The sequence below is a fragment of the Dapis brunnea BLCC-M229 genome (assembly GCF_050015995.1).
Taxonomy (GTDB): Bacteria; Cyanobacteriota; Cyanobacteriia; order Cyanobacteriales; family Microcoleaceae; genus Trichodesmium.
This window is the reverse complement of sequence record NZ_JBNHEP010000180.1, coordinates 1-19,583: the sequence shown is the minus strand read 5'-3', so window position 1 is coordinate 19,583 and position 19,583 is coordinate 1. Positions and strand designations below refer to the sequence as shown.

Genomic DNA, 19,583 nt, shown 5'->3' with positions numbered 1-19,583 from the left:
TTACATGGCTACATTATTTTGGATGCTCCTTTACTGGCCATCGGGTACATTTAAGAATTATACTAATTGAGGTAAAGAGGTACCAGGAAATTCCAAAAATTGATTTATTCCTAAAACACTCATAAAATCATCGGGTGCAAAAAATGAATGTTAAGCAAGCAAAGAATTTTTTCTGCTTAGGAAAAGTTTTCGTGAAAAAGGGAGAATTGGAGGAAGCGATCGCTGCTTACCAAAAAGCAATTAAGTTAGCTCCTGACTGGGAAGAGATAAAACAGTATTTGGCAGATGCAGAAAATAAGCTTCAGCAGCAAGAAGCTAGAGGGAAGTTAACAATAGCGGAGCAGTTTGGGCAAATATTAGCTACACAAGGGAAGTCGCATTTAGAAAAAGTTGCTGCTGGTGATACAATTAAAGTAGACTCAAATTTGGCAGATGATTACCATTTTCAAGGTGATACTTTGGTAGAAAAAGGAGAGAAAGAAGAGGCAATAAAGGTTTATAGAAAAGCCGTTAAAATTCAACCCGAATTATGGGAGGTGCATCATAAATTAGGTAATTTATTGCAGGAAAGAGAGGAGCTAGAAGATGCTGTTGCTGCTTATGATAAATCGATAGAATTAAAGTCTGATTTTTGTTGGTCTTATAATAATTTAGGAGATGTTTTAGTTAAATTACATAAGTGGGAAGAAGCAGTTGTTGCTTATCGTCGGGCTGTTGAGTTGAATCCTGATTTTTCTTGGGGTTATTATAAATTGGGAGATGTTTTTGTTAGGTTGAAGGATTGGGATGAGGCAATAGCTGCTTATCGCTGTGCTATACTTCTAAATTTTGATTTACCTAGTATTGAAGAGAAGTTAGCAAACTCACTACACCAGCAAGTAAGAAGAAGTCAAGAATTGGCGTATAATTATTATTTAAAAGCTATTCAAAAGCATCCCCAAAATATAGAACTTTATTATGCAGCTTTGGAAATCAAGCAAGATGTTAATTTATGTATAGAGTTAGCTAATGTGCTAGCTCAAAAAGCTAAATTTGATGAAGCAATAATTATCTACCAAAGTATCACAGAAATTGATTCAAGTAGTTATGAAGCTTATTTGCAACTAGGAAATTTCCTAACGAAGCAAAATAAGTTTGATATTGCTATTAGTATGTATAAAAAAGCTCTAGAATTAAACAAACAATTATATTGTTCGTTAGCAAAAATAGAAGAAGTAAATTTAACCAGAACACAGTGGGATGTCAAATTAACAACGGTATATAAGTTAGCTATAAAATATAACCCTAATTGTTTCAAGTATTATGATGAAATTGGAGATATCTTTATTAAAGATGAACAGTTAGATGAAGGGATTTACTGGTATCGTGAAGCACTTAAAATAAAACCTCTTAGTTGTGAAATATATCAAAAATTAGGTGATATTTTTTCGCAAAAAAGAAATTATAAAGATGCTATTCTAATGTATAAATCTGCATTGGAAATACAACCAGAATCAGTTGATATATATAAAAAATTAAAACAAGTTATTGAAGAAAATTATGCTATTACTAATAATTCAAAATATTATATAGACAGTTATCAAGATGCAATCAAAAGATTTCCCGATAGTTCCGAGATTTATTGGGTACTTGCTCAAGAATTGGATAGACAAAATAATATTGACTTAAGTCTAAGTTATTATAATCATGCTATTAGCATAGAGCCAAAATATTTTTTATTTAATTATAGTATGGGAAATGCTCTAATTAAAAAAATGGAATGGGGGGAAGTTGATATTCCAAGTAAACAATATCTCTGCGAGAAAGCAATTAAAGTATATAAAAATGCTATTGATATCAACCCAAATTACACCAAAACTTACCAAAAATTGGGAAATGCTCTGACTAAACAAAGTCGCTTTGAAGAAGCAATCACAGTTTACAAGAGCTTAATTGAAATTTCTCCAGACTATTTCATTGCCTATCATCAGCTAGGAAATTTACTAATGAAGCAAGGAAAATTTCAAGAAGCAATAGAAAATTACCGTTACGTTATTACACTCAACCCCAAATTTCATGGAGTCTACAATCTACTCGGAGAAGCATTACAACAAGAAGGTCAATTAAACGAGGCAATTGCTTGTTACAAAAAAGCCATTCAACTTAGACCTGATATTGGTATAGGTGTATATAAAAAACTTGCTGAAGCTTTAGCTCAAAAAAAGTTAATTAATTCAGTCTAGTTAAAAGATTTTTGCTTTCTCCTAAAACAATATAGCAATTCCCATGCTGGTAAGGTACAAAATTTCTTTGTTTTAGGGAATAGGGAATAGGGAACAGGGAATAGGGAATAGAAAAGATATAAAAATAGGTGTACCTCATTAGCCTGAGAAACGCTATACTCTACCTTAGCTAATGAAAAAATATAGCTTTTAATAAGCTAAAATGCAGAATTATTATATTTTTCAAGAGTGCAAAAATTATGAATATATCTGATATCCAACAAAAACTTTCTAGTAAAATATTGATATTTCCCCATATTCCAAAAACAGCAGGGACTACTCTACGTTCTGTGATTTTAAGTCAATATTCTCAAGAAAAAGTACACTTTCTTAAAGTTAGCCAAACTCCTCTTGAAGCAGCCCAAAAGATATCTGAGTATGATAACAAAAGGGTTCATTGTTATGTAGGACATATGCCATACGGCCTTCATAAATATTTAGCTAAACCAGCAATTTATATAACTCTTATTCGAGAACCAGTCGATCGAATTATTTCCATGTATTATTTTATTCGTGAAGAACCAGCTCATCGACTACACAATGAATTTTTGTCTAAAGATATCAGCTTAGAAGATTTTGTACTGTCTAGAAATTGCCCTAGAAATGAACAGGTTAAGAAAATAGCAGGCTCAATGGTAGGAAGTGCAAAAGAAACTATGGATTTAGCTTATCAAAATATTTGTAATCACTTTTTAGCAGTGGGAACACAAGATAATTTTGATGATTTTTTACAAGTTTTACAAAATATTTTGGGTTGGAAAAATAAATCATATACAAAACAGAAAGTAACTAAAAATAGAAAAAATAAACGAGAAGTATCTCAAGAGTTAATTGACATTATTAAACAAAAAAATGGGATGGATATTGCGTTTTACAACAATTTAAAAAATAAGTTTACAATCAAAAATTTTGATTATATTGTATCTAGAACTACCAGTAAATTCATAAAAAATGAATGGTAATTAATGAGCTAATTTTTAATTGAAAATATTTTTAAATTTGAGTAAATTTAGTTTGTTATTTATGAGTAATATTAAAATAGTGAGGATATTAGAACTATACCCGACTCCGGTGTTCTCGATTCTCTATTGCTAAAGGTTTGAGAAAAGGCTCCCATATCCCAGTTCCAGTGTGCTCTTTTCCCTACTACCTATTATCAAAATAACATGGGTCTAAAACCCCGCCTTTTAAGGCGAAATATTTTTGGAGCCTTGCTCAAATCCCCTACTTCCCCTCCTGGGAGGGGTTAGGGGTGGGTTGACTTCTGACTTCATTAATACTTGCTTACCACTAGATCTCTCCAAAAATGAAAAATTAAATCAATTCTGATCTATAAATTATCAATTACTCCCCCCTGTTCCCTGTTTCCTGTTCCCTGTTCCCTCTTTTATAATGAAAAATCAAATCAATTCTGATCTATAAATTATCAATTACTCCCCCCTGTTCCCTGTTTCCTGTTCCCTGTTCCCTCTTTTATAATGAAAAATCAAATCAATTCTGATCTATAAATTATCAATTACTCCCCCCTGTTCCCTGTTTCCTGTTCCCTGTTCCCTGTTTCCTGTTTCCTGTTCCCTGTTCGTTCTTTTCTGGAGATGTCTACTACTAAATTATGATCAAAATTCTTCATATCATTCGTCAAGCTTCTGTTGGAGGAGCTTTTCGTTCCCTAATAGCTACAGCAAAATATTTATCAATCTTTTCAGATTATCAACAACGTATTGTTTCTCTACTTTCTGCCGATCCAGTTGCTATTAAAATAGCGGAAGAAGCTGGTATAAATGTAATAGCTCTGCTAAATCGCGAGGCAATTCTACAGGAAATTGGCAATGCAGATATAGTACATTTGCATTTTTGGAATAGCCCAGAAATCTATGAGTTTATACGCTCTGGACTTCCACCAATGCGACTACTAATCAAGTTCAATGTAGCTGGATGTTATCCACCGCAAATTATTACTAAGGAGTTAATTGATTATGCTGATTTTGCTCTCGCTACAAGTCCCTATGCTCACGAAAGTACGATTTTTCAAGAATTGCCAGAGAAAATCAGATTAGAAAAAACTGGGATGATATATGGAGCAACAGATTTTGCGCGACTAGCTAATTTTTCTCCTAAACCACACAATACTTTTAATGTTGGCTACATCGGTACAGTAGGATTCGTGAAAATGCACCCTAATTATGTACCAATGAGTGCAGGAATTAATATTCCAAATATTAAGTTTATTATTTGCGGTAAAGGAGATGCTTGTGCAAAATTAAAGACAGAGGTGGAAGCTTTACAAGTCAAAGAAAGATTTGAGTTTCAAGGTTATGTAGAAGATATTCGTTCTGTAATTGAAGTAATGGATGTTTTTGGCTATCCTCTTTGCAAGGATAACTATTCAACTGTTGAGCTAGTATTACAGGAAGTTATGTATGCAGGAATACCTGCAGTTATTTTTCCCTATGGTGGAGCTAGTCGAACAGTGGTTGATAATTACACTGGTCTGATTGTCAAGAGTGAGTTAGAGTACAAGCAGGCAATTGAATACTTATATCATCACCCGGAAGAACGGCAAAGACTGGGGGAAAATGCTCGAAAATACGCAGAGCAGATGTTTGGAGGAGAAAATGCAGCTAAGGCAACACATAAACTTTATCAAAAGTTAATACGATCGCCAAAGGCTAAAAAGAACTGGGGTAAAAAAGCTAATCAATCCCAGAAATTATATGCTGCAGACTTGTTTATTCAGTCTATAGGTAATACAGAGTCTCAATTCTTAGTGAGTATGACTTCACAAGATATTCAAGAACTTTTAGATGCAGATAAAAAAATTGCCGAATCATCTCCATTACTCTACAGTAAGGGTGCAGGTGGCATCTTTCATTATCGTTCTTATTATCAGAAAAATGGGTATTTAAGGTTATGGTCAGGGTTAGTGCTACAACAACAAGGAAAACATTCAGAAGCGATCGCTGAATTTGCTGAGGCTAATGAACTTGGAACTCACTGGCGTACATCTTGGTATTTAGCAAAATCTGCTTTGGAGTTAGGTAAACTAGATTTAGCAGAAGAAGCATTAACAAAAGTTCTAGCAGCAGAGCCTGATTTTTCTGAAGCACAGGAAAAATTAAGGTATTTAGGAAAAGAAACTAATATTCACACTCAAAAACAACACTCAGTTATAACCCCAACAAAATCAGAAACTAGGCAAGTTGTTTCAGAAGGTACCAACAGAAACTTATTACTGATTTCTAGCAAAAGCCAAGAAACTCTCAGACAAGCTAGTCTACCAGCAAAAAATGGTATGACAATTTTTGCTATACCTAAACCATTTAAAGAACACATTGGGGTGATTCAAACAAATGCAATTAAAAGCTGGACTTTGCTCAAACCAAAACCAGAGATTATTATTTTTGGAGAAGAGGAAGGTACAGAAGATATTGTTAAAGAATTAGGTGTACGCCATGTGCCTAATGTTCAACACAACGAGTATGGAACACCTTTACTCAGTGATATGTTTGCTCAAGCTCACAAGCTAGCAAGCCACGATATTTTGACATATGTTAATTCTGACATCATGCTTGTTAGTGATTTTATTCCTAGTGTCAAGTATGTGTCTACATTGCTAGAAGAATTCTTGATTATAGGAAGAAGGTGGAATATAAACATCACTACTCTTATAGACTTTAATCAACAAAATTGGGAAAATGAATTAAGGAGATTAGTAAATAAGGAAGCTGTATTAAATACAGCCTATGGTATGGATTATTTTACATACCCTAGACATTTATTTGCTCAGTTACCTGAATTTGCAATTGGACGTGCTGCCTGGGATACGTGGATGGTTTACAATGCTCTAATCAAGAAGTATCCTGTAGTGGATGCCAGTGAAGTAATTATGTGCGTCCATCAAAACCATGACTATGCTCATTTGCCAAAGGGTCAGTTTACTGCATTTCATGGTATAGAAGCTCAGAGAAACCGAGAGCTAGGTGGATATCCTCTTTCCTGTCGAACATCTGATGCAACCTGGTGTCTGAAATTTCAGCAGTCCAATAATACTCCTAGAGTTAGTGTTGTTATTCCTGCGCGTAATAGACCTTTATATACTCAAAAAGCGATCGAAAGTGTTCTCAGGCAGACATATACCTCTTACGAAATTATTGTTGTTAATAATGGACCCAAAGATATAGTTCGTCCTATTTTAGAGCCTTACCAGAATAAAATTCAATATGTTTATCTTGAAGGTCAGAAACCAGAAATATTAGCTGCACTAAATCATGGTATTAACCTAGCACAAGGTGAATTTATAACATTTTTACATCCTGATAGTTATTTTCTACCTGAGAGATTAGCATTACAGGTTAACTGCTTTGACAAAGGTGCATCTTCAATAGACTTTGTTCATAGTGGTTGGCAAATTGTTAACTCCAGTGGAGAAATTACTTTAACAGTAAAACCTTGGTGTGATTTACCAGAGTTAGATTGGCATATTTGGAAACTATGGAAAATTTATAAATATGCTCCGACAAAAGCGATGATGTTTCGTAGCGATCGGGTTAAGCTTTTAGGAGGTTTCAACACTCATCTCAAAGAAGATATTGCAGATGTAGATTTTGTGATTCGTATGGGTATTAAGTTTACTGAAACCGCTTGGTTACGTCAACCAACATATTGTTTGCGTTTGGAGGAGGGAACGGTAGCAAGTACCCCACCCAAATTTGTTGAACATTTGGAGTTGGTTTTGGATAACTATTTTTCTTTACCTGAAGTACCTGACTGGATGCGTATTCTCGAAAGTCGAGCTAGATACAATACTTGGGTGTGGGGTGCATGGTCTATGTATCACCACAAAAACCTAACTCAAATGGCTAAATATCTGGAGCGAGCTTTTAACTATACTCCTTATTCTACTGAGCAAACTGTTTCAGACTGGGTTGATAGTTTTATTAGATTTGCTTCTGAATATGGCTACACTATTGATGCCGATCGATTAACCAAAATACCTGAATGGGAGCAAGTCATTGAGAAAGTTTTAACTGTTTCAGTTCAAAAGAGCGTTATTGTATAGAACCCATTTGGGATGGGGAGATGGGGGGATGGGGAGATGAGGGGATGAGGAGATGGGGAGATGGGGTGATGGGGAGATGGGGTGATGGGGAGATGGGGTGATGGGGTGATGGGGTGAGTTATATCATGTCCGGATAATTAGTGATAAAAAAACTTGTTCCTCTTACCTCCTGTCTCCTGTCTCCTGTCTCCTGACTCCTCCCTAATTATTTATAACTGTTCAACCGGACATGATATTAGAGTATTTTTCAATCTTTTTCCCCTATTGCTTCTGTACCACTCCCAACTCCAAAGCGAGCTTTTGACAATACATGAAGCACCCACTCATATAGAATCCGTTTGAACACTCGTCCGCAGCGACGATAGGAAGCAATCTCGCGAAACCCATGAGATTGCTTCCTTCCACTCCGTTCCAGTCGCAATGACGCAAGCTATAGTAATTATCCGAATTTTATATTATACCAAATTCAAAAAAGGCTGTTACATTCATTCTTTGTGATTTATTCCTACAGTTTAATACTTTATGGCTTGCATTCATTGTCACTCATTAAAGTTTTTTCCTCCATTTTTTGTCTATTTATCTTTCCTGATTCCGGTGTTTCCTATCTCCTTTTACCTGTTCTGTCACGCTCTGCAATATTTTATGAAAATGGTATTAGAGTATTTTTCAATCTTTTTCCCCTATTACTTCTGTACCACTCCCAACTCCAAAGCGAGCTTTTGACAATACATGAAGCACCCACTCATATAGAATCCGTTTGAACACTCGTCCGCAGCGACGATAGGAAGCAATCTCGCGAAACCCATGAGATTGCTTCCTTCCACTCCGTTCCAGTCGCAATGACGCAAGCTATAGTAATTATCCGAATTTTATATTACTCCTTAAAAAGACTTTATTGAGAAAACCCTATCTAGTTTTGTCAGTCAGACTGGAGAGAAAATTTAATTTTAGAGCTTGGCGTATTGCTTGTTTCCATTCAAGAGAGCTAGTTATAGAGTAAGTATCTAGGATTTCGCCTTTTGCCGAAGAAAACTTCTGAAAATTTTCAATCCAATTTACAATTACTTTTATACCCACATCTGATGTATAGTTTAATGATTCCTGTAAATATGCTTTCATTTCTGTGAAATGACCATAATTATAAGCAGACCAAGCAATCCACAATAGTGTATAATAACGAATTTCGTCTTCTATTTTGCGGATATTTTCTGGAATATCAGGTTTCGCAAGGAAATTTTCTAGTACATATTTCTGAGTTTTGAATACTTCTAATATATTATTCTTTTTTTTACTACTACTATGCTGACGATAACAAATCGTTGGTTGGGGTAACCAAACTGTCTCACAACCTGCTAATGCTAGACGAAATATTAGGTCTTTATCTTCTGCATATTTTAGAGCTGGATCGAATCCACCTACACAATTTAACCATTCTCGACGAAACATCATTGGACCCGGTATGACAGGTTTCCAACGTAACCAGGTCTCCAAGTTCAACTGTGGAATTTTTTGCCAAGGTTCTATATTGGCGAATTTTTCCCCATATTGATTAACCAAATGCCAACCACTGTGAATAATTCCTGCATGGGGATAGCTTTGAAAGCACCGGACTTGTTCCTCTAATTTATGTGGCAACATAAAATCATCAGCATCTAAAAACACAATGAACTCCCCTTGGGAATGGTAGAGTCCTTGATTACGAGCTACTGAAACTCCTTGATTTTCTTGGTAAAAGTATTGGATGGGATTTGTATGCAGTTGTAATACTTTGTTGGTATTGTCGTCAGAACCATCATCCACAACAATTATTTCATAATGTGGATAAGTCTGACGCAATACACTTTCTATAGCTTGACAAATATACTTTACGGAATTATGGGTTGGGATGACAACACTAACTAATGGCTGATTTTTAGTAATTGACATATTCAAATACTTCTCTAGTTTCAGAAATAAATCAACCCAACTATATCATTTGTCTCAAAAATGATTCGGCTCAAATAACTTGCCAATCAATTGTTTGAGATGAAATACCACTAATTCCCACACTACCATCTACATTCCACAGTTGATTTTGACCATTGCTATTATTACGCCACAACAATTCATCTATGTTGTCTCCATCAAAGTCTCCTACTTGAGCTACTTCCCAATTACTATTGCGATTAGGTAATCCCCTAACTTGAGTTGTACCATCCACATTCCAAATTTGGTTTTGACCAGTGCTGTTATTACGCCACAACAGTTCATCTATGTTGTCCCCGTCAAAGTCTCCTACTTGAGCTACTTCCCAATTACTACTGCGATTAGGTAATCCCCTAACTTGAGTCGTACCATCCACATTCCAAATTTGATTTTGACCAGTGGTATTATTACGCCATAAAAGCTCATCTATGTTGTCTCCATCAAAGTCTCCTACTTGAGCTAGTTCCCAATTACTACTGCGATTAGGTAATCCCCTAACTTGAGTCGTACCATCCACATTCCAAATTTGATTTTGACCAGTGGTATTATTACGCCATAAAAGCTCATCAATATTGTCGCCATCGAAGTCTCCTACTGCTACTGGCGTCCAATTGTTATTTCTGGTGAGTAAGCCACTAACTTGAGTAGTACCATCTACATCCCAGATTTGATTCACTCCATTGTTAGTATTACGCCATAAAAGCTCATCAATATTGTCGCCATCAAAGTCTCCTACTTGTAGGGGTTGCCATTGGCTACTCCGAGTAGGTAAGCCGCTAACTTGAGTTGTACCATCCACATTCCAGATTTGATTTTCTCCACTGTTATTATTACGCCAGAGTATTTCGATAGAAGTATCGTTATCAAAGTTACCTATTTGGTGGAGACTCCAATCACTGCTACGATTAGGAAGACCTTGAATATTGGTCGGGTTAGTTGCCCAGATTTGATTTTCTGTGGTAGTGTCATTTCGCCAGAGAATATCTGCTTTGCTATCGCCGTTGAAATCAAACTCGACTGGTTCATTACTACTAACAGTAGTGAAGTTCCAAGTGCTGTTATCGGAGATTCCAGCGAAATCATTGCCCGCAGTGTCTTGTATTGCTCCTGCATCTATCTCGACATAATACTCTGTTGCTTCTGCTAGGTCAGCAGTGGGGTTGATGGTAACGGTATCGTTAGAGATGTTGACTAAATTAGAGGTTACATCTATGGTTTCTACTATTGAGTCATTGCTGGCTGTCTTGATAACAATATTGCCTGTACCTGCTTGGATGTTTTCATCAAAGTTGATGACTAAATCTGCCCCTATGGCAATATCTGTGGTATTGTCGGCGGGGGTGAGGGTTGCTATTGTGGGAGGAGTGGTGTCTTGAGGAGAGAGAGGAGAAAATTTAACTATATAGCTATCAACATTACCATTATTGGTCAAATCATTATTGCCATCTCCGTCTATGTCAATGCTGCTCCCGAATTCTCCTGTAGCCCACACATTACCATCCTTGTCTGTGGCTATGCCATTGCCATGTTCAACATTGCTACCGCCGATATTTTGGGCAAATAGCAAGTTACCATTGCTATCGAACTTCGCTACATAGCTATCCCAAGAACCATTATTACTCAAATCATTGTTGCCGTCAGAGTCGATGTCGATGCTGCCAGAGAAAGTGCCTGTAGCCCACACATTATCATTACTATCGGTGGCTATGCCATGGCCTAGGTCGCCCATATTTTTAGCAAACAGCAAGTTACCATTGCTGTCGAACTTCGCTATATAGCTATCTTGATGGCCATTAACAGTCAAATCATTGTTGCCGTCTCCGTCTATGTCAATGCTGCCAGAGAAAAATCCTGTAGCCCAAACATTACCATCGCTGTCAGTGGCTATCCCATTGCCGCGGTCTAAACTGCTACCGCCGATATTTTGGGCAAACAGAAAGTTGCCATTGCTGTCGAACTTCGCTATATAGCTATCCCAACTACCATTACCGGTCAAATCATTATTGCCGTCTCCGTCTACGTCGATACTTTCCTGGAAATATCCTGTAGTCCATACATTACCATCTTTGTCTGTGGCTATACCGTAGCCATGGTCAAAACTGCTACCGCCAATATTTTGGGCGAACAGGAAGTTGCCATTGCTGTCGAACTTCGCTACATAGCTATCGTCAACGCCATTACTGGTCAAATCATTGTTGCCGTCTCCGTCTATGTCAATGCTGCGCTTGAAATATCCTGTAACCCAGGCATTACTATCGCTATCGGTTGCTATACCATAGCCATAGTCACCAGCCGTACCACCAATATTTTGGGCAAACAGCAAGTTGCCATTGCTGTCAAACTTGGCTACATAGCTATCAACAGTGCCATTACTGGTCAAATCATTACTGCCGTCTCCGTCTATGTCGATGCTACCCCAAAATTCTCCTGTAGCCCACACATTACCATTACTATCGGTGGCTATACCCCAGCCCTTGTCCCAACTGCTACCGCCGATATTTTGGGCAAACAGCAAGTTGCCACTGCTATCGAACTTAGCTATATAGGCATCCTCCTCGCCATTACTGGTCAAATCATTATTGCCATCTCCGTCTATGTCGATGCTGCCCTGGAATTCTCCTGTAGCCCAAACATTACCATTGCTGTCGGTGGCTATACCCAAGCCCTTGTCATCACCGCTACCACCAATACCTTGAGAAACTTCTAGTTGGTATTCGACTGTTGCTTGAGTTGAATTACCACCGCTACCTATGGTAAAATTTCCAGTAAAAGTTTGATTCGTCGAATTAGATCCTGTCCAGTTAGCACTATCATTAATTGCTGCTAAAAGTGTTGCATTATCTCCCGTTGTAATTCCGGTGTATATTACATTGTCTATTTCATTAATCGCAACTGCATTGGTGCCATTAACCAAACCTTGGGGTAAGGCAGAAGTGGTAGTGCTAGTAGCATCAGCTTGCCAGGTTGCTGCTCCTTCATTATTCAGAGCAGCAATAGGAGTATTTGTACCTTGATAAGCAATAATCTGGTCGCCAGTAGCAGCAAAGTTCAAACTGCTACCTGAAACTGTTCCCACAGAAGCAGATGGAGTATTGTCAATCTCAACTATAGTTCCCGCTGAAATACCACCTGCTGGTGCTGTCCATGTAACAATTCCTTCACTTGTACGGAAACCAGAATTATCGCCCAGCCAACCTTTATCGGTAAACTTAATTTCTTCTGATGCAGGAATATCAACTAAAGCGACAAATTTAAAGTTATCTGTGCCATCAGCATTGTACTGAACAAATGCAATGTCTCCAGGATTGAGTGTCGTGTTTTCTTCCTGATTATTGTTGACTTGGTTAACTGTTCCTGCTACTGTACCTGTATCTTCTCCATCATTCTCATCTTGGACTACATAATCAAAGATAATATCTCCATTGAAGTCAGCATCTGGGGTAAAACTGATAGTTCCATCTGCTGCTACGTTGACTGTCCCGTTGTCTACGGTGATTGTTTGAGCTGTAGCTGGAGTTAGGTCTGTGCCATTGATGGACTTGATGCTGAGGTTGTGGTCATCGCCGTCGGGGTCTGTGTCTCCTGTTAATAAGTCTAGGGTTATTGAGCTGTCATTCTCGTTCATGGTGAATGACTCGTCATCAGCTACGGGGGGATCATTAACTGGAGTAACCTGAATTGTAGTAGTATGAACTTCGTTACTATCCTGTCCGAAGATGTCAGATGATAAGTGTCTATTTTCGTCCCCAAGAACTATCTCTAAAATTCTGTCTGTAGTATCTGGGTTTTCGCTGGTGTTTTGGTATTGAATATCTTTTAGTGCTGTTTCAAAATCATCAACGCTGGCGATATCTCCTGTAGTTGGTGTTAGAGTAACTACTTTTTCGCCATCCCCGTTTGTAGTTACTGTAGCAGTTATGTTTGTACCTGTTACTGTAGCTGAACTTGTTAATTCTACACCATTAACCAAAAATTTTTCATTGTCACCATCAATAGGATTAGTCAGGGTGATTGTTGCTTCCTGTAATCTATCGCCATCAGCAGTAGTACCATTGTTTATGTAATCTCGAATAATCAAGCCATTAGTAGTAAGTAAACCATCTGTTGTAGTCTCACCTGTCGCGATGTCTACTATATTAACAGCACCACCGTTTTCTGTAAATGTTGTTTCGTAGTTAGTTCCTGGGGTATCGGTACCATCTAGGTCTATTAGTGGGATGTCAAAAACCGATGTTAGCCAGGGTTCGGAGATCCCATCATTACTTATGGTAGTTTCTGTAGGAAGGAGTTCTTCAGCTACTGGAGCCCTGGCAAAATCTCTGATGTGATAGAGTTGTCCCGTATTAGCACTAACATATAATTTTCCTTCTGCGTCAGTCCAAGCTGCACCATAACCTGCTGCACCTAAATTTCCACCACTATCTAACTGTATTGTAGTTGTGCTAATCGTAGCATTATTAATATCAGAGATATCAATTGTAACTAATTCACCGTTACTGCTGATGCCATAAAAACTGTTTTGAGAAGTTATATAAGTTAAATCTACTGGCATCTCACCACTGGGAGGTGTGCCAGTCAAATTTATTGTTGTTGTTTCCGGGTTATCAAGATTGATTCTAAGTATTGATGTTTTACTATTGACGTTAGTTATCCATAAATTATTGTCTCGGTCTATATCTCCAGCAGTAGGATTTGGAGAAAGATTAACTGTAAAAATATCCGCATCATTTTCATCTGTAGTAACTGTACCATCATTCTTGACATACTCAACAGTACCAGTTGAGTTGATTCTCAGAAGTTTCTGATTACTATTACTAACTTCAAAACCATAGATGTAGTTATCATTAGGGTTATAACCTGCTGCATTATACCTTGGTGTACCAGTACCACCAATCTCCTCATAACCTCCTGTTAATGGGTTAAGTCGAAAAAGTACACCACTAATTACTTGGAATAAGGCAGGTTTTTCCTCAAATGGATCTAGAACATAATTCCATTGTTGTTGTGTCTCCTGAGTGAAAGGTACATCTACCTCCAACTCACCCCTAATAACTTCCAACTCCCAGTCACCACCCAAAGCAGCATTACCAGTTGGTCTTGCGGTCGCAGCAATATTTGCACCTGTTAGTTGCTGCAACTTTTCTAAAAATTCTGTACCAGCATCTCCCGCAGCGACATTACAACCATAGAGCAATATATTAGTAACTGACCAAGCTTCTAACTCTTGAGAATAATCATTATTAATACTATTAATATTTAATTGACTATTGCCCAAATATAAACATCCCGGGGCACCATGAGAAACTATATGAACAGTTTTCACTCCCCGGTTGCGAACCAAAGTTTCTCTAATTTGTTGGATACTGTCGCGGTAGGTATCCAGGATAACAATTTTAATATTGGGATTTGTTCCACGAACAAGAATTTGATAGTCTTCTACATTTGGATCTATGAAAAGAATAGATTTAGTCATGCCTAACAATTTTGACGCCATATATTTACCTCTCTTTTAAATTTTTGTATAAGACTATTTAATACTTAATCCCTTGCCTCTAACCTTTCTTTAGCTTAACCATTTAATAGCTAAAATAGTAACCTTTTCTTCAATAAAACATAATTTAAGCCAAATTTCTACCGTATATTTACTAATATTTATCTGGGATTAAAAATCAGGAATTGGCGATTACTTAAGTATATTTTTTGGACTCAATAAATATACTGAAAAACCAAATAATATCTATACATAAGGGTAGTCATTTGATGATTGTGATTTATTGTGGAGGCAGGCAACAGGGAACAGGCAACAGGCAACAGGCAACAGAAAATATATCTAATTCTTAGTTTGAGAGGAATAGTATTTGCTTGCCCACTTAATTTTTTTGGCGTTGCATATTTGCGGGATGAATTAGTGTGGTCCGTGTGGTCGGTGTGGGGGGCGTTGGGTCTTTTGCGTCCTGGAATTATAGCTTTAGAGAAAGAGGAAGTAAAAGATAGAATTTACCTTTTGTGCAAAGATTCATCCCTTGGTTCAGCAACGCCATTTTTTTTAAGAAGATCACTACTTTTTCACCACTATAGCGCTACGCATTAAGGTTAGGACATTTATACATCCTGAAACCCTTTGACACTTTACTATTCCCTATTCCCTATTCCCTATTCCCGATTCAAGTAGCGCTATACCTACATAACAACATCATTAAGTAGGTAGTAGACTGACACAGCTAATTTTGTGCATTAGAAAATGGGGCGATGGGGCGATGGGGCGATGGGGTGATGGGGTGATGGGGTGATGGGGAGATGGAGTGATGGGGTGATTACGAAAAAAGCTAATGCACTATTTTAGGTGTGTCGGTCTAGTAGATATCAATAAACCTAATACTATTTCTCTGTAACAATGCGCTTAATAATTCTTACCTAAACCTGAATTTTACTAATAGCTGTTATCTTTTATTAAGCGCAACATCAGGTCGAAATGGTATAACTATTAGACATCTGGTGAAAATTAAAAATCAAATCAATTTTCATCCAGAAATTATCAATTACTCCCCTCCTGGGAGGGGTTAGGGGTGGGTTAAGTGTTCCCAGTTAAGTGTTAAGTGTTCCCTCTTTTCCGGAGATGTCTATTTAACAAAATAGACCTCTTGCAAAAGTTTTAATTATATCAATTCAAGATCTAAAATCAACAATTTCATCTCCCTCCATACCTATTCCCTATTCCCTATTCCCTGACTTCTGCAAGAAGTCTAATATAAATCAGCAAAAATCATTGAGATTGCTTCCTTCCACGGAGTATAAGTCGCAATGACATAGTGAAATTTTAATTATGCCAAGCTACTTAATGTTTGCAAATTAATTATTTATCTTGACTTTATGCACAATATGTTATAGCTGTAGTTGTAGTCAAAATAATGAGCAAACCATGATGGAAAAGCGAACATTAGGCACATCTGAAATTAAAATTACCCCAATCATTATGGGGACATGGCAAGCTGGAAAACGTGGATGGGCAGATATTGAAGATTCTGAGACTATTAAAGCTATTAGAGCGGCTTTTGATGCAGGTATTACGACAGTTGATACTGCTGAAGTTTATGGAGATGGTTACTCAGAAAGAATTGTTGCTCAAGCATTGGGAGATGTCCGAGAACAAGTAGTTTTAGCGACTAAAGTTTTTGCCAATCATATGAAATATGACCAAGTAATAGAAGCTTGCGATCGCTCTCTGACAAATCTCAATACTGATTATATTGACCTCTATCAAATTCATTGGCCTTCTGGTGCATTTAACAGTGAAATTGTACCAATTGAAGAAACAATGAATGCTCTAAATAAACTGAAAGAACAGGGTAAAATTAGAGCAATTGGTGTTTCTAATTTCTCAAGCAAACAAATAGCAGAAGCATCTCAATATGGTCAAATTGATAGTCTGCAACCACCCTATTCTTTGTTCTGGCGAAAAATAGAAAAAGAAGAAATGCCTTACTGTGTTGAAAATAATATTTCTATTATTGCTTATTCCTCCTTAGCACAGGGATTATTAACAGGTAAATTTGGACCAGACCACAAATTTGCCCAAGGCGATCATCGTGCTAAAAATAGATTATTTTATATTAAAGAAAACTACGAACGAGTGCAAACAGCTATAGAAAAACTGCGCCCCATTGCTGAAGCTAAACAATGCACTATGGCTCAACTAGCGATCGCCTGGTTGATTGCCCAACCTCAGACAAATGCTATTGTTGGAGCGCGAAATGCGGAACAAGCGACTGCTAATGCTAAAGCTGCGGATGTTAAATTATCCTCAGATGAGCTGGCAGAAATTGATGCTATTGGGCGGATAGTGACCGATACTTTAGACGATCGCCCCGTTATGTGGGATTTTTAAAGGTAGACTTTAGTTAAATCAACTATATATTAATATTTTTGGAGGTGCGTTTAGGCGCACCTTATACTAAATCAGGTTTATAGAGTATTCTGTTGGGGAGATGGGGAGATGGGGAAAGGTACTTTTGATAACCGGATTTGGTATTAATACATTTTCAAGGGGAAAAAGCGGTCGTTGTGCCGAACACTAAACACCATATCCAATCACCAATGCGAGAAAAGTGCTAGGATATTTCCTGATATTCAATTCCGTTACGGTTTTAACCAGAGGTAATTATTCATTCTCCATTATCAATTAATGAACCTTATTCCCTACTTCCTAAATTTTTTATATGATTATTGTAAATTGGCCTAGATAAAATATCAGTATAATAGCCGATGTCTTTAAGCTTTTATTGCAAGTAAATTGGTAACTGTTAAATGCAATAGAGCATTCAAAGAATTGTCAAAAGTAATATATTAGGCTAGCTATTTAAAGATTGCATCTACCAATTTCTTCATAACAGTAGAGGTAAGTAATTATGAACAATGCAATCAAAGCAGCTATAGCACTTCCTATTTCTATCGGAGTAGCGATCTCTGCAAATTCCACCCATGCAGCTAGTTTCACTTATGCAGAAATAGTAGAGTCCTACACTCAAGGCGAGTTTACATACAACAATTCAGATCAAATTGCTGCTAGAACTAACATAGATAATGCACTTGGCGCACCTGAAGCTAGTGGTACAGAGAATTTTCTTGCCCTTGGTTTTGCAGGAGAAGCTGTATTTAGTTTTGGTGGGATGTTTTCTGAGCAGGTAAAAGTTTGGGAGACTACTTTTGGAAATCACAGTTCTCAAAGTGACTATGATGAAAAAGTAGAAGTATTCGTGGGAAATGATTTAGAAAATTGGTTGAGTATTGGTGTGATTGAGAATATTGCTGATGAAGCTTATATAGGGGGAGCCACCCTAGATATTGGTAACAGCAACTTATATCAATATGTCAGATTAGTAGATTTGTCAGAAGTTGCAGCAGATCGTGATGGTTTTGATATCAATGCTCTAGCTGTAAATATGGAAGTGGAAAGAGAAACTGTTCCTGAAAACTCTGGTACATTAGGTTTGTTAGCAGTTTGTGCATTAGCTATTGGTTCTCTTATCAAGCGCAAACAAGAATAAAATTATCTTTGTTGGCGTTGCTAATTTTAGGTATGAAAGAAACTCCGCTACTGAGATATGTAAGAGTCATTAATTAAGTGCAAATCATATCTAGTTCCCACTTTTGGTTCGGAAAAAAACTTGAATCTATCTCCTGACTCCTGAGTTTTGACTCCTAGATATCATAACATTTATTCAGCAACGCCTCTTTTTTAACTGTTTTCCATAAATTGTTATACTTGTCTCCCGGTATGATTAGGGAGGCAAGCTTTTCTATGAAAAAATAATATCGATCATGATTTCCAGTCAACGAAGCGGGTATAAAAATAAGCGATCGCTTCCCCAATAACAGTCCGCATACCTGCACTCGACTGCCACCATCTGTGAGTATTATAACCTTTGGGTTCAAGAGCAATCACACCTACCTGAATATCTGGACTAAAAACATTCCGATAAATCATCCAGCTACGACGAGCGTGGGGTCCTAAAGTATAAATATTGATAGAGTTTACTTTGAGATTAGAAGTTTGAAGCCATTCTTTCACTGCCATAGCAGAAGCAGTAGTGCGATACTTGGTAACTTGAGGAGTGGGTACAGCCACCACTCGGTCTGGAGCGACACCCAAGGTAATCAGAGTTGCTGCGGTTAGTTCGGCAAAGTTGTTATATTCTGATAGATAAAATCCCTTACCTATCGGTGTACCTGTAGTAATTAATTTTTGATAACTACCTTGATTAAATTCTGCGATCGCCGATTTGACCGCATAGTCTGACATCCAACCTTCAACTATTAGTAAATCAGCTTCTATCGGAGAGGTTAGTGCTAAAAATGAGTAAATATTCAAGCAGCACATCACAATTAGAAAGATAATTAATCCTAGAATTAATATCCCTAGTTGAATTGTTGAAGTTAATTTTTCCTGCCATTGTAATAGATTATTTTTGAAGTTGTTTTGTTGGTTATTTTCCAGTGACATTCAGATAATAAATTTTCCTAGTCTACCTTTAAATAAAATACCATCCCAGCAGATTATTGTTTATTAAAAAATGCTCCTTCTCAAGTTTTTAAATTCTTAAAGTAGTAGGGTGTCTAGATTTATTTTGTGGGTAAGTTTGATAAATTAAGACCTCTCCCCCAGCCCCTCTCCGACAAGGAGAGGAGAGCTATTCTCCCCCCTTTTTTCCCTATGCTTTATCAACATATTTATTTAGCATAAAACGCGGACATTAGAAAGAAGTTATGAATTTGCCATTCAATGGATATTTCAGGAGAGT

Annotated in this window: 10 protein-coding genes; 5 read left to right on the top strand and 5 right to left on the bottom strand. The window is 37.2% G+C overall.

From position 1 onward, the window contains the following. Window positions 1–143 precede the first annotated feature (143 nt). From ACP6PM_RS20510 to ACP6PM_RS20500, 3 genes are all read left to right on the top strand, one after another. Window positions 144–2,222: a tetratricopeptide repeat protein gene (locus ACP6PM_RS20510; protein ID WP_426587870.1), complete on the top strand. Its 2,079-nt coding sequence runs from the start codon at window positions 144–146 to the stop codon at window positions 2,220–2,222. 239 nt (window positions 2,223–2,461) lie between these two features. Continuing rightward, the gene (locus ACP6PM_RS20505; protein ID WP_426587868.1) at window positions 2,462–3,223 is read left to right on the top strand and encodes a sulfotransferase family 2 domain-containing protein; all 762 of its coding nucleotides are present in this window, start codon (window positions 2,462–2,464) and stop codon (window positions 3,221–3,223) included. Between the two features lie 650 nt (window positions 3,224–3,873). Next, window positions 3,874–7,320, top strand: a complete 3,447-nt coding sequence (locus ACP6PM_RS20500; protein WP_426587866.1) for a glycosyltransferase — start codon at window positions 3,874–3,876, stop codon at window positions 7,318–7,320. 247 nt (window positions 7,321–7,567) lie between these two features. Here the strand turns inward: ACP6PM_RS20500 and ACP6PM_RS20495 are convergent, their stop codons facing one another. The 4 genes from ACP6PM_RS20495 to ACP6PM_RS20480 all read right to left on the bottom strand — a co-directional run bounded on the left by ACP6PM_RS20495 (window position 7,568) and on the right by ACP6PM_RS20480 (window position 14,779). After that, on the bottom strand, window positions 7,568–7,741 hold the full coding sequence (locus ACP6PM_RS20495; protein WP_293108284.1) for a hypothetical protein: 174 nt from the start codon (window positions 7,739–7,741) through the stop codon (window positions 7,568–7,570). A 245-nt stretch (window positions 7,742–7,986) separates the two neighbouring features. Then, the gene (locus ACP6PM_RS20490) at window positions 7,987–8,160 is read right to left on the bottom strand and encodes a hypothetical protein (RefSeq protein WP_426587864.1); all 174 of its coding nucleotides are present in this window, start codon (window positions 8,158–8,160) and stop codon (window positions 7,987–7,989) included. 66 nt (window positions 8,161–8,226) lie between these two features. Further along, the gene (locus ACP6PM_RS20485) at window positions 8,227–9,246 is read right to left on the bottom strand and encodes a glycosyltransferase family 2 protein (RefSeq protein WP_426587862.1); all 1,020 of its coding nucleotides are present in this window, start codon (window positions 9,244–9,246) and stop codon (window positions 8,227–8,229) included. A gap of 70 nt (window positions 9,247–9,316) precedes the next feature. After that, on the bottom strand, window positions 9,317–14,779 hold the full coding sequence (locus tag ACP6PM_RS20480) for a DUF4347 domain-containing protein (RefSeq protein ID WP_426587860.1): 5,463 nt from the start codon (window positions 14,777–14,779) through the stop codon (window positions 9,317–9,319). A 1,428-nt stretch (window positions 14,780–16,207) separates the two neighbouring features. Here ACP6PM_RS20480 and ACP6PM_RS20475 point away from each other — a divergent pair. Together ACP6PM_RS20475 and ACP6PM_RS20470 are read left to right on the top strand one after the other, a co-directional pair. Continuing rightward, on the top strand, window positions 16,208–17,170 hold the full coding sequence (locus ACP6PM_RS20475; RefSeq protein WP_426588000.1) for an aldo/keto reductase: 963 nt from the start codon (window positions 16,208–16,210) through the stop codon (window positions 17,168–17,170). Between the two features lie 520 nt (window positions 17,171–17,690). Next, complete coding sequence (locus ACP6PM_RS20470; protein ID WP_426587858.1) at window positions 17,691–18,329, top strand: hypothetical protein; 639 nt, start codon at window positions 17,691–17,693, stop codon at window positions 18,327–18,329. 272 nt (window positions 18,330–18,601) lie between these two features. On the opposite strand, the gene ACP6PM_RS20465 is transcribed toward ACP6PM_RS20470, so the two are convergent. After that, window positions 18,602–19,285 carry an ElyC/SanA/YdcF family protein gene (locus ACP6PM_RS20465; RefSeq protein WP_426587856.1) on the bottom strand — a complete coding sequence of 228 codons (684 nt, stop codon included), beginning with the start codon at window positions 19,283–19,285 and terminating at the stop codon, window positions 18,602–18,604. Between the last annotated feature and the right edge of the window lie 298 nt (window positions 19,286–19,583).